The organism is Lysinibacillus sp. GJ-1, assembly GCF_021166035.1.
GTDB classification, from domain to species: domain Bacteria; phylum Bacillota; class Bacilli; order Bacillales_A; family Planococcaceae; genus Lysinibacillus; species Lysinibacillus sphaericus.
This window is the reverse complement of record NZ_CP088912.1, coordinates 4,619,243-4,631,669: the sequence shown is the minus strand read 5'-3', so window position 1 is coordinate 4,631,669 and position 12,427 is coordinate 4,619,243. Positions and strand designations below refer to the sequence as shown.

Annotated in this window: 9 protein-coding genes; 3 read left to right on the top strand and 6 right to left on the bottom strand. The window is 35.0% G+C overall.

Features of this window, described 5'->3' with window-relative positions; all coding sequences use genetic code 11:
- Positions 1 to 55: 55 nt before the first annotated feature.
- The 4 genes from LO754_RS23085 to LO754_RS23070 all read right to left on the bottom strand — a co-directional run bounded on the left by LO754_RS23085 (position 56) and on the right by LO754_RS23070 (position 4,342).
- A complete protein-coding gene (locus tag LO754_RS23085) occupies positions 56 to 1,552 on the bottom strand; it encodes a serine hydrolase domain-containing protein (RefSeq protein WP_231785333.1) in 1,497 nt (498 codons plus the stop codon).
- A gap of 689 nt (positions 1,553 to 2,241) precedes the next feature.
- A complete protein-coding gene (locus tag LO754_RS23080) occupies positions 2,242 to 2,649 on the bottom strand; it encodes a permease prefix domain 1-containing protein (protein ID WP_024364301.1) in 408 nt (135 codons plus the stop codon).
- Entirely contained in the window at positions 2,646 to 2,975 is a 330-nt protein-coding gene (locus tag LO754_RS23075; RefSeq protein WP_024364300.1) for a PadR family transcriptional regulator, read from the bottom strand. Before LO754_RS23075 ends, LO754_RS23080 begins: the two co-directional genes overlap by 4 nt.
- 176 nt (positions 2,976 to 3,151) lie before the next feature.
- Entirely contained in the window at positions 3,152 to 4,342 is a 1,191-nt protein-coding gene (locus LO754_RS23070) for a M14 family metallopeptidase (protein ID WP_231785332.1), read from the bottom strand.
- Positions 4,343 to 4,694: 352 nt separating this feature from the next.
- Between LO754_RS23070 and LO754_RS23065 the strand changes: the two genes are divergently transcribed.
- Complete coding sequence (locus LO754_RS23065; protein WP_231785331.1) at positions 4,695 to 7,442, top strand: CHASE3 domain-containing protein; 2,748 nt, start codon at positions 4,695 to 4,697, stop codon at positions 7,440 to 7,442.
- An 8-nt stretch (positions 7,443 to 7,450) separates the two neighbouring features.
- Positions 7,451 to 8,305 (top strand): CheR family methyltransferase, encoded by an 855-nt coding sequence (locus LO754_RS23060; RefSeq protein WP_024364451.1) that lies wholly within the window; start codon positions 7,451 to 7,453, stop codon positions 8,303 to 8,305.
- 107 nt (positions 8,306 to 8,412) lie between these two features.
- Here the strand turns inward: LO754_RS23060 and LO754_RS23055 are convergent, their stop codons facing one another.
- Complete coding sequence (locus LO754_RS23055; protein ID WP_025220879.1) at positions 8,413 to 9,555, bottom strand: SpoIIE family protein phosphatase; 1,143 nt, start codon at positions 9,553 to 9,555, stop codon at positions 8,413 to 8,415.
- Between the two features lie 280 nt (positions 9,556 to 9,835).
- Positions 9,836 to 10,846 carry a hypothetical protein gene (locus tag LO754_RS23050; RefSeq protein WP_231785330.1) on the bottom strand — a complete coding sequence of 337 codons (1,011 nt, stop codon included), beginning with the start codon at positions 10,844 to 10,846 and terminating at the stop codon, positions 9,836 to 9,838.
- A gap of 323 nt (positions 10,847 to 11,169) precedes the next feature.
- Between LO754_RS23050 and LO754_RS23045 the strand changes: the two genes are divergently transcribed.
- The gene (locus LO754_RS23045) at positions 11,170 to 12,426 is read left to right on the top strand and encodes a GNAT family N-acetyltransferase (RefSeq protein WP_231785329.1); all 1,257 of its coding nucleotides are present in this window, start codon (positions 11,170 to 11,172) and stop codon (positions 12,424 to 12,426) included.
- Position 12,427 lies beyond the last annotated feature (1 nt).

Sequence of the window (12,427 nt, the reverse complement as noted above, 5' to 3'; positions counted from 1 at the left end):
AAATATTTACTTATTAAATTATATAGTAAATATATAATTTATGTGAAGTGAACCATTAATTATTTCCAGGTAACCTTGAAGCGAATATAGGTTTCTTCAGTAGGTATTGAACTAACGTGATGAGCCCTATTATTAAAAGTGATACAGGTATTATAAATAACAAATGTCCTATTCCAGGAGCAAATAAAGTTACAGTAGATAATGGACCAAATAATTGTGGGAAAGCAATTAAAACAAATGAAGGTAGTAGCAAGTTAAAGACCGCTAGTGAGAACCACTGAAACGCCCGCTGAAAAGTTGTTACTTTAGGTTTTTTACGGTTAAACAATCGATAAATAGACCGAACAATGAGCGCAATAATGATCGCTAATAGTAAATCGAATAGTATATATTTTAGAAAGGGCTTACTATTCGATAATGAGGGTTGTTCTTGATGGACAAGCTGATGAAGGCCATTTACGATGGCATCATATTCATTTAAATTAAAATAATCCATGGCATTGATTTGGAGACTAATACCGTATTCCTTGTCCAATAACACTTTTGAATAGGTGTTTTCTGTCCAGCCATTATGGGAGATCATCGCATTTTTTACTTCCCAACCCATGGCATAATAAGTACTATCCCCGATAAATGCAAAAGGGTGGTGTAATTTGTTCATTGCGTTTGGTGATAGTATGTTTTTCCCGTTAAAGTGACCATTATTCAATTGCGCTATCATATAATTTGCCATATCTTCTGCACTAGAAAGAAGATATCCTGAAGAAACAGTACCACGATGGATTAACTGTTTTGTAGGCATCTTAAATCCAAATATGGTTTGATAACCCGTAGCGCTAGTATTGTTGCGATCATCTTTTGGATCTGCATAACTATTATGCATTGCCAGCGGCTTAAAAATATGTTCCTCTACATATTCTTTATAGGATGTATTTGTAACTTCCTCTATGACTGCACCTAATAAGTTATAATTCAAATTTGAATATTCATATTGGCTACCTACAGGTGATGCCAACTTTAAAGTGGCTAAGGTTTTTACATGTTCTTGTAATGTTTGATCACCGTCGGATATTGCTACTTGGCCATCATAAGTAGAGAGACCGCTTGTATGGTTTAACAAGTGTAGAATGGTTATTTTTTTAGCTTCTTCTTTATTAGCAAGTTGAAACGTTGGTAGTATGGAGGACACTGTATCATCTAAATGGAGTTTCCCTTGTTCTACAAGCTGCATGATGGCAAGAGCAGTAAACGATTTACTAACGGAGCCGATGACGATAGGTGTTTGTGGTGTCATTTTTGTCCCATCTGGTTTTGAAACACCATAACCTTGCAAATATTCAACTTGGTTTTCCTTAACGATAGCGAGTGAAGCCCCTGGGATGTGCAATCGGTCAATTTCTTTTGTCATAAATGCGTCAATAGCAGAAATATCTAAGGTTTTATCTTTATCCATGACAGGATCGCTAGTGGCAAATACAACACCATTGACAGTGAATAGTATGAGCAGGAAGATGACGATAATTTTCCCAATAGCTGATTGTTGTTTATACATAAAGTATGATTCCTTTAGCTGTATTGTAGTCGTTTAAAAATCTTTGGTCATGGTAGAACTTTGGTAAAGTCTTCTTTTATAAACATAAAAATACATACTTAATGGCCACCAAAGTACTAAGAATATTGGGTAGATCGCCCAAATTACGCTTGGTGAAGAAACAATGTTGACGATAATAAAAAAGATACTGATGTGTAAGCTAGCATAAACCGAGAAGGCAACGAACGTTCTTTTTTGGGCATGATATAGAGCTAATACCACCATATCACTAAAAATGCCGGGTAAATCGCCCAAGGATATTGTGGGGACATGATGAAATTGATGAATGAATAATAGAAGATGGTGCTTGCACAGCCAATCAGTGCAATATTCAATGATTTCGCTTTTTCCTCTAAATACATAAGAATGGTACCATACTATCGGATAAATAGCATAGATAAACCATAAATGCTGCGGTGAATACAATAGATTTTCAATAATGAGAAAAGCAATAACCATGGCGCTACAAATGACGGCGTATTGTTTATATAGTTTTTTGGACATGAAATATAAAGTGATTTATAGCAACAGCAATATACAAGGGTAAATAAACCATATTGTTTGAGGAGTTGTTGTATAATTGACAATTCCTAAAAATAGCATAGTCATCAAACTGCCAACAACCGAAAAACTAATAAAATGTTTCATATTTACTCACTCCATTTCTTACGTGACCAGACGAAGTACATCGAAAGGGGCCACCATAGTATTGCGAAAATTGGATAAATCGCCCAAATTGTATTGGGTGTGTAATAAAGATTGATAAAAATAAAGAACGCTGCTATTAATCCACTTCCCCATAGCGAAAATTCTAAATTTAACTTAGCCATACTTTTCTTTTCAGGCTCTTTTACACCCAATTCCTTTTTTAAATCTTCAATATCGCCAAATTCAACGATTGCTTTATTGATGGCATCCTCTTCTTCCTTCCCTTGCTCCATTAAATAAAATACTTTTTCTTCAAGGTTTTCGATGATTTCCTGTTTCACCATTTCTGTTTCAGTATTGCGTGGCATGTCTTTAAATAGCTCATCAATATGATGTTTAATTTTTTTCATTCTAAGCCCTCCATAAATAAGTCGATAATTTCCTTCACTTCTGCCCATTCTTTTACAAGCTCGCTTAAATAAGCCTTGCCTAATGAGGTAATGCGATAATATTTTCTTTTGCCTCCGTGCGATACATCGCCATAATAGGCTTCAATTACTTCTTTTTTTTCTAAACGTTGAAATACGGCGTATAGAGTTGCTTCTTTAATTTGAAAACGATTTTTTGTCCGGTTGCTTATTTCTTGGGAAATTTCGTAACCATAGCGATCCTTCTCTAAAATTAGCCGCAAAATAATTGAATCCAAGTGTCCACGGATAATGTCACTTCGAACCATACGTCACCTACTTAAAATTATTGCTCTATCTGATGGAGTAATATTAGCAAAGATTACTCTATCTGTCAAAGTAATAATTGGTACTTTATAGAAAAAGTTAAAAAATAAAAGCCGACCAAGTAGGACAAGTATCCTGAATGGTCGGCTTCGTTAAGTTTAAAAAGTAAAATTGGTTGTTATAAATACAATCCAGCTAAAAAAATACCTAACGCTTCTTGGTATATAGTATCGAACTGGCTAATTGGCAGCGGGTTTGTACCGCTACCTAGCTCTACTGTGAAGCCTGGTCTGCGCCAATCTTGAATAAACCAATCTTTATAACCAGCATAGCTATTTGCAGATTGAATGGGCTCATAACCACTTACTCTGCTAAATTCTTCTACCATTGTTTGTGATTCAGGTGGTTCAAGATTTTCAAATCCCCAATAAATGACTCTGCCCTGCGTATGAAATGCTAAAACCCAAGCAAAATGGCTGTTCCTTGTTAAATCAGCCATAGCAATAGCTTCTGGCTGGGTCAACGGAGCTTCCCCTCCATAATCACGTGGTCCTGGTGTTTGTGGATTGCGAGCATTTTCAAGCTCCCACTTTGCAGGAAATTGGTCGTTTAAATCAACACCATTAATGTTCGCCTTCCATCCAGAAAAGTTTTGACTGTTATGATTCCAAGCAATTAGTTTATTTTTTAATGCTTCGTTAGCTGGAGGACCGTTGATAACTAAATTGACGCCATCGGGGTTAACCATCGGAACTAGTGATAGCGTTGTTTGGTTATAAAGTGGTCCCATCGAGAGCCCTCTTATGGTCGTTTGATTTGTTAGTGCGAGTAAATAGTCGTTTAGAAAAGTCATGATGGTCGGTGTAGTAATCCATTCATTTGCATGAAAGGAACCGTTATAATGTATGCGTTTTGAGCCGTTTCCAATTAAAATCTCAGGAATTGGTTGTGCTAAAACGGAGTTGCCAATGGATGTGCTTTGAAGAAATGGATAGGCGGTTTGTAGTTTTTTTATATCATTCATCATCATGCTGTAATCATAATTTTGCTGGCCGTTTACGAGCCGCCAAGTTAGTCTTTGAGGAACTTGTATTGTCTGCCCAATGTGTAGTCGACTTGGTTGGATTTCTGGATTGACAAGTAAAATGGCATTGAGCGGAAGATTTTTGTTTTGGGCGATTTGCCACAAAGAGTCGCCTTGGGTAATGGTATAACTAGTTGTTACATAACCAGGTATTTGAATACGTTGTCCTACTTGAAGGTGTTGAGGGTTGATGTTTCGATTGGAGTCCAAGAGTAGTTGAAGGGGTATTTTAAACAAATCGCTGAAATACCACAGTGAATCACCAGGCCTATTCAATATATCCACATTTTTCTCCCCTTATTTCAAAATCATTCAATATAAGATGTATATGAAATTATAAGATGCTTATTAACAAAATCACGAAACAATACAAAAGACTTTCTTGAATTTGTCGACAAAAGAATGAATATAAATAGATATGTATAAATAGACAAATTTTCATTATTTTTTGGGGGTATTTTTGAAATGATAAGATTAAATGGCTTTGAAGCGGGAAATAAGTAGGGAGAAAGAAATGCCTAAATTTATAAATATGCAATTTTAGTAAAATGGATAAAAGGTGAAGTGCATCTGTAATTTTTAATTCCATCATTATACTGTTAATATGTTAGTAGGACAGGTAAAGGTAGGGAATACAATGGATAAAAAAATGAAAATGGGTATTCGGACTAAGATTACCCTCGGTTATGTAGTTATTATTCTTTGTTTACTTGCGTCAGTGATTATATTAAACAATCAAATTACTTCCCTACAAAAGGAAAGGAATTTTATTATTAAATATGATTCTCAAGTACAAACACTTACAAATCGTATTGAAAAATATATTTTAGATATGGAAACGAGCCAACGAGGCTATATTATTACGGGTGATTCGAGCTATTTAGAGCCATACGAAAATGCCGAAGAAAATTGGAAGATTGACTATGATGAACTCTATCAGTTATTAGAAAATAGGGGCAATCAGCAAAAGAAGTTAGAAACTATTAAGGCTACGATAGAACATTGGATTGCGACATCTGGTGAACCGACAATACATTTAAAAAAAGAAAAGAATACGGTAGCATTGCAAGAATTTTTTAAAGTAGATGTTGGACGCAAAGATATGGACACGATGCGAAAGCAATTTGACGCTTTCCGTGCAGATGAGAACGCATTTACGCAAACTAAAGCAAAACAATTAGACAAAACAAATAGTAATTTAACTACGGCATTATTTGGTATCTTAGTGCTTGTATCTTTTATTGCGATTGTTATAGCTAGTGGGATTTCACGTTCAATCGTCAAAACAATAACAGAGGTCACACAAACAATTAAAGAAATTGCCGCTTCAAAAGGTAATCATCGAACAAGGATTCACGTTAAAACGAATGATGAAATTAATGCGCTGGCAGATGCGACAAATGAGTTGTTAGATACACTTGAGCGAAGAGAATGGCTGCAAGCTAATATCGCTGAAATCGTTACAAAATATCAAGGTATTTCTGCTATCACGAAATTGGCTGAAACTTTTCTTTCAGAAATGGCGCAAAAAACACAATCATCCTTCGGTGCATTTTATGTGCGAGAAATGCACAATAACGAAGTCTGCTTTGTGAAGAAAGCGTCCTTTGCTGACGTGGGAGACAAGGTTGGTATTGACCAATTTAAAATTGGACAAGGTTTAATTGGTCAATGTGCGCTTGAAAAACGGGTTTTCATTAATCACGATGTTTCGCAAGATTATCGTTTAATTGGAACAGGCTTAGGTGAAGCACCGCCAAAGAGCATTTTTATTTTCCCCATTATATTCGAAGATGAGGTTATAGCTGTCGTAGAACTTGCGACGATGAAGAGTTATACAGCGTTACAGCAGGAATTGGTGAACCAAGTAATCGAAACATTTGGATTAACGGTCAATAGCATTTTAGGACGTATGGAAATTGTACGACTCTTAAATGAATCAAGAGCCATGACAGAGGAATTACAAGTACAATCGGAAGAGCTACAAACGCAATCGGAAGAGTTACAAATGCAAACAGAAGAGCTCACGATGATTAATGAACAGCTTGAGGAAAGAACAAAAGAAGCTGAAATGAAAACGAAAGAATTAGAAAGCGCCAAAAAAGATTTAGAAGATAGTGCGGAGCAACTTGTATTAAATTCTAATTACAAATCTCAGTTTTTAGCCAACATGTCCCACGAATTACGGACACCATTAAATAGCATTTTAATTTTGTCTGAAATGTTATCAGAGAATGGCAACGATAATTTAACGGAAGAAGAGATGGAATTTGCAAGAGTCATTCATTCTTCTGGTGAGGATCTACTTGCATTAATCAATGATATTTTAGATATATCAAAGGTTGAGGCTGGCAAAATTGAAATTATTTTTGATGAAGTAAATATGAGTGAATTGCCAATGCAAATAGAGCAAATCTTTGCGCCAGTAGCTAAGAAAAAGAATTTAGAATTGCATATTTCGAAAGCACCAAACGTAGTCGATATTTTCTATACAGACGAAAAGAGATTCCAACAAATTTTAAAAAATTTATTATCAAATGCATTGAAATTTACGGAACAGGGTTATGTACATTTAGATATTAAGCAGCTTGATCATCAACAACTAACATCTAATATGCAAGAAGTAAGCACAGAATGGCTTGAAATTACGGTATCTGATACGGGAATAGGTATTCCAAAGGACAAGCATCAGCTAATCTTTGAATCCTTCCAACAAGCAGATGGGGCTACTGTACGTAAATATGGTGGAACAGGTCTTGGTTTATCCATTTGTAAGGAATTTGCAAAATTACTTGGAGGTTGGGTTGCATTACAAAGTGAAGAAGGGAAAGGCAGTAGCTTTACGCTCACTATTCCAAGTTTACCTAACGGCTTAAATACGACAGCCATAGATTCCGCTTATGTTGAAGTGGTCGCTACACTAGAAGCTGACGACATTGTTGAAGAAGTGGAAGAGCAAGTAGAGGAAAGCTATCAGGTTTCTCCACAAGAAGTAGAAGTTTTCCAAGGGAAAAATATTTTAATCGTAGATGATGATAATCGCAATATCTATGCATTGAAAGCAGCGCTTGAAAAAAGAGGCATGAATATTCTCGTTGCGAAAGATGGATTAGAATGTTTAGAGATTATGGAGACGAATAATAAAATAGATCTTATTCTGATGGATATTATGATGCCGAATATGGATGGATATGAAACAATGTCTATTATTCGTACGAAAATGAAGCTTACTGATTTGCCAATTATCGCTTTAACAGCAAAAGCAATGAGTACAGATCGTGATAAATCTCTAGAAGCAGGTGCATCTGATTATATTAGTAAGCCGTTAAATCTAGATCAATTAGTATCGGTCTTACGCGTATGGCTAGTTTCTAAAGGGAGTTAAAAATAAGCATGGATAATCAATTCCAAAATTTTGAGCTAAAGCAACAAATGAATAAGCATGCGGATATGGAAATTGAGTTACTACTCGAAGCTATCTATCGTTTATCCGGTTTTGATTTTCGACAATATAATCGCTCATCTATTTCTCGTCGCATTTATAATCGGATGAGGGTGAGTAATATACCGACTATTTCCCGGGTACAAGAAAAAGCGATACATGAAGAAAGTTTTTTGGAGCAGCTTTTGAATGATTTTTCTATCAATGTCACAGAAATGTTTCGTAATCCTAGCTTTTTTAAAGCGTTCCGTAAAGAAGTTGTGCCCTATTTAAGACAGTACCCAGAAATTCGTATATGGCATGCAGGATGTGCTACAGGCGAAGAGGTGTACTCAATGGCTATATTATTACAGGAAGAAGGACTAATAGATAGGTCTGTGATTTACGCTACGGATATGAATGAGCATGTGTTAGAAAAGGCAAAAAAGGGCGCCTTCTCAATAAAAAAAATGCAAGCATATACAACAAATTATATGCTTGCGGGGGGGAATCATGCTTTTTCGGAATACTATAAAACTGACTATCAATACGCCTATTTCCATCCGGAACTTTTAAAAAATATTATTTTTGCACAGCATAATTTAGTAACAGATCAATCCTTTAATGAATTTCATGTGATTGTCTGCCGCAATGTTTTAATTTATTTTTCTCCTGCTCTACAAAGCCAAGTACATCATTTATTTTACGATAGTCTAAGCCGAGATGGCTTTTTATGTTTAGGTGATAAAGAAACGCTACGTTGTGACGGGATTATTTCAAAATATAAAGAAACTGTTGCCATTGAAAAAATTTATCAAAAAAAATAGAAGGTAGTCATAGAAAAAATCCGCTATACATTCTGTTGCAGACATTGCGTTTATGCTTGTCAGCAGCAGAAGTGTATGCGGATTTTTGAAATTATTGACTCATAAATTTACATTGCTTGTGCTTGAATCATTAATACACACATATCGTCCGGTTGGTTTTTTTGCTTTTCTTTAGGTAGTAAATTATCAATCAGACATTGTGTATAATTCCATTTTTTTGAGGTTAGTTTTTGTAAAAGTTTTTCAGATTCTATTTCGCATGGTCCCATCGCCTCTAAAACCCCATCTGTATATAAAACAATTTGAACATCCTTTTGATATTGGATTGTTTGTTTTTGTACCTTTATTTCTTCAAAAAAGCCAACAGCACAGCTTCCTTGGTTTAAAGGAACTAGTGTAGTTTCATCAACAAGTGCGTATCCAGCAGGATGGCCCGCGTTAACGTATTCAATTGTTTTTTGTTCCGTATCAATCACTATGTAAATAGCTGTAAAGTAATGAATATTTTCTTCCTTTGCATTTTGCAGAAGCGTCATATAACGATTTAGTTCCTTAATAACGAGCTCGGGTTCCACCAACTGTTTGACAGCTTCCCTTAGTACAGAAGAGATAAACATACAAACGAGTGCTGCTGGTATACCGTGACCCATCATATCGAGTAAAATAACCGCGTAACGGTGATCGTTAATTTTATACCAATAGTACATATCCCCTGCTAAATTTGAAGAGGGGAGGTAGGATACCTCGATTTGAATATGATCTTCAGTTAAAGGTGCACTTAGTAAACTGCGTTGTACACGTGTGGCTAAATCTAATTCATACTTGATTTTCATTTCTTGTTTCATATGCCAATCTAATTCAGCCTTTAATCTTAGAGCAACACGAATTCTTGCAAGAAGTTCCGTCTTATTGATGGGCTTTGTAATATAATCGACCCCTCCAATATCGAGTGCTTCCGCAAGCTTGTTTTTATCTTCTAATGCTGTAACGAAAATAATTTGAATATCTTTGAATTTTTCATTTTGTTTTATCCGTTTGCAAGCTTCAATACCATCTATTTCAGGCATCATAATGTCTAATAAAATCAGCTCGACAGAAGTACCTGCGGGATTTTTTGCATCTAACTGAAGATAGTCGAAAAGCTCATAAGCTGATGAAAGAGATACACAGTTATCATAACCTGCATTTTTTAAAATTTTTTCGATTACGAATAGATTGACTGAATTGTCATCTACAAGAAGAATTGTCATAGTTTTTTCCCCTTATTCTGCTTGAACCATTGATGAAGTGCAGATTATAAATTGTATTAAAAATACTCTTAACATCATTATTATACAAAATATTAGAGAATAACGGTATTTTAATGAATTTAAGGTATATTTTACTAGGAAATAAGTTTGTTTTTTATTGCTAAACCTCTGTTAACTATAGGTGAAAGTCACAACGAGTAGTGAAAAAATATGAAAAAAAATCAATATTAATTTATTACCCTTTCTGTTTGGTGATTTAAACTATTTTTCATAAAGAATTTTAGCGCTTTTTAGCCTTTTTAAAGCCACTATAAATATCAAATGCACTTGCTAGAATCGTCAGAGTAATTACGACAAGTAGTATGCGATCTAGCGTAAACAAAATCTTTGTAGAAGTGGTTTCCATAATAGCCGCCATATAGGGTATTGCCGCACTATGAATAATATCAGGCTGATTTGCCATGACAATCAACACAATTGTACCCATACATTGAAGAACGGCACTTATAATGGCAATCGACATGGTCCATTGTCTAACCTTCCATTTATATATGGTTAAAGCCATACTTAAAACGATGCAAAATAAAATAATCGGTCTATAAGACAAGAGGGTATCTTGGTTGAAAATAGGCATAACAAATTTTAAGCCACTTCTTTCATCCGAAGAGTAAATTCCAATCAGATGAGTGGCATTCAAATAAACAAACGTAAAAATGGCTATTCCTAATATGCTAAAGATAATATCAGTAAGCGGTATATAATTGTCTTTGTCAATAATTTTTGTTTTCTTTAAATCTTCCGGTGTCCATTCTTTGTTGCTTTTCATAAAGAATAGTAGATTTTTCGTGTTACCATAGCGTTCCGTTATGATAAAGGCAATGGTAATCCAAAACAGTACTTGTAAGACTACTTCGATCATAGTGGCAATCGTTATAGATATGGCTTGAATAATAGCAGACAACAGCAATCCATCCGCTGGGAAGGAAAAAATACTTTTTACAAGAAGTACAATTATTGTAATAAGGATTGCCCAAGGAAGCACTACTTTGATTGTCTGCATGTAAGTGCTGTACTGTTCAGGACCAATTAAATATTTCGGTTCCTGTTGATAGCTCGCAGCAAGTTTTGCTGGGTCTCCAAGTTTTAAAAGAGCTTCTTTTACCTCTAATTCTGAAAAATCCTCGGGTAACATATCTTCAATTGTAGATTTTAATTCAACTCCAATCGCGTCCCTTTTATTTTTAGGAATCCTTCGAATCACTTCATAAATATAGGCATCAATCAAATCCAACTTTGTCATCCTCCTTATAGTAATGTATATAGCTCTAACAACGTTGTTAGAAGCAAAAGAAATAGCGTTTCAACACATCATATTTGAGGCAACTACTACGCTCTCTGTTTTGCATTTCCCAGCGAACATGTTGATATTGGGGGAAGCTAACAGCCCCGTTCCTTCGAAGGCACATTTTTATCGACACACATTTTTTAGCTTCTCTACAGTTATCATACAGTAATGAATAGTATGTGGTAATATATGTTATTAATAGGGGCGGGAATTAATGTGAAAGCAAATGGCATTAAGCCAAATATTTTTATAATAATAGGAGGGTGTATATGCGAATTGTAAAGAAAATTCAAGAAGAAGAAGAAGTTTTAAAATATGTAGATATTGTTATTGGTGCTTATCCGGGAGTCGTGCAAACTTCTCCACAAACAAAGGAGCGATTAGTATCCATTTTTAAGCATAACATGAGCAATGAACCCACTATAAATTATTATGGACTATGGGAAAACCACAATTTATTGGGTGGTATGCGTATCCATGATTTTAAAATGAACTTATTTTCGAATATCATTCCAATTGGTGGTGTTGGTCAAGTTGCAGTAGACTTACTGCATAAAAAAGAGCGAGTTGCTAAAGAACTAATCGATCATTTCTTTCAAATTTTTTTAGAGAAGGATGTGCACATCGTTGCCTTATATCCATTTAGACCGGATTTTTATAAAAAAATGGGCTTTGGCTATGGACCGAAAATGTACCAATATTCAGTCCAACCATCAAGTTTTCCGAAAGGGTCCACCAAACAGCATCTTAAATATTTACATCAACAGGATCAGCAATTGTTGGAAGATTGTTATAACAGAATAGCACTGAAAAAGCATGGTATGTTTTTAAAAACAAAAAATGAGTTGGATAGCATTTTTCAAAGTTCGCAAAACTATATTATTGCAGTCGACAAAGGTGACCATATAGAAGGCTATATCGTATTTTCGTTTAAAAAGCAAAGTGAGTCGAATTTTTTGCTGAATAATATGGTTATAAAAGAATTTTTATATGAAACACCCGAGGCTTTACTGGAGCTTAGTACGTTTTTAAATAGTCAGGCAGATCAAGTAAATCGAATTGAATGGCATACACAGGATGACAATATTCATTTCTTTTTAGGGGATGTCCGTAATGAATCCAATCATTTAATTCCGAGTGTATACCATGCCAATGCTATTGTAGGGATTGGTTTAATGTATCGGATAATCAATGTAAGAGGTTTCTTTCAGGAACTCAAGCGACATCATTTTAATAATAGCAATATAACGTTTAAGCTTACTGTTTATGATTCGTTGTTAGAAGAAAATAATAAGCCTCTTATAATAAGAGCGGTAGATGGCGCTCTGGAGATGTTAGAAAACGCACACTATGATGTAGAAATGACAATTGATATTGCGGAGCTTTCTTCGCTAGTGATGGGCGTGGTGACGGTTCAAGAATTATTTATGCTCGGCATGCTAAAGGTTAGTGATGAACAGTTTTTACAGGAATTGCACAAGTTCTTCTTTGTTTTGAATAAACCAACGTGTGTAACAGCATTCTAAT

Bases quoted from the DNA above. Each gene is read 5' to 3' on its own strand.
- LO754_RS23085 (WP_231785333.1), bottom strand. From the start codon at position 1,552: ATGTATAAACAACAATCAGCTATTGGGAAAATTATCGTCATCTTCCTG.
- LO754_RS23080 (WP_024364301.1), bottom strand. From the start codon at position 2,649: ATGAAAAAAATTAAACATCATATTGATGAGCTATTTAAAGACATGCCA.
- LO754_RS23075 (WP_024364300.1), bottom strand. From the start codon at position 2,975: ATGGTTCGAAGTGACATTATCCGTGGACACTTGGATTCAATTATTTTG.
- LO754_RS23065 (WP_231785331.1), top strand. From the start codon at position 4,695: ATGGATAAAAAAATGAAAATGGGTATTCGGACTAAGATTACCCTCGGT.
- LO754_RS23060 (WP_024364451.1), top strand. From the start codon at position 7,451: ATGGATAATCAATTCCAAAATTTTGAGCTAAAGCAACAAATGAATAAG.
- LO754_RS23055 (WP_025220879.1), bottom strand. From the start codon at position 9,555: ATGACAATTCTTCTTGTAGATGACAATTCAGTCAATCTATTCGTAATC.
- LO754_RS23045 (WP_231785329.1), top strand. From the start codon at position 11,170: ATGCGAATTGTAAAGAAAATTCAAGAAGAAGAAGAAGTTTTAAAATAT.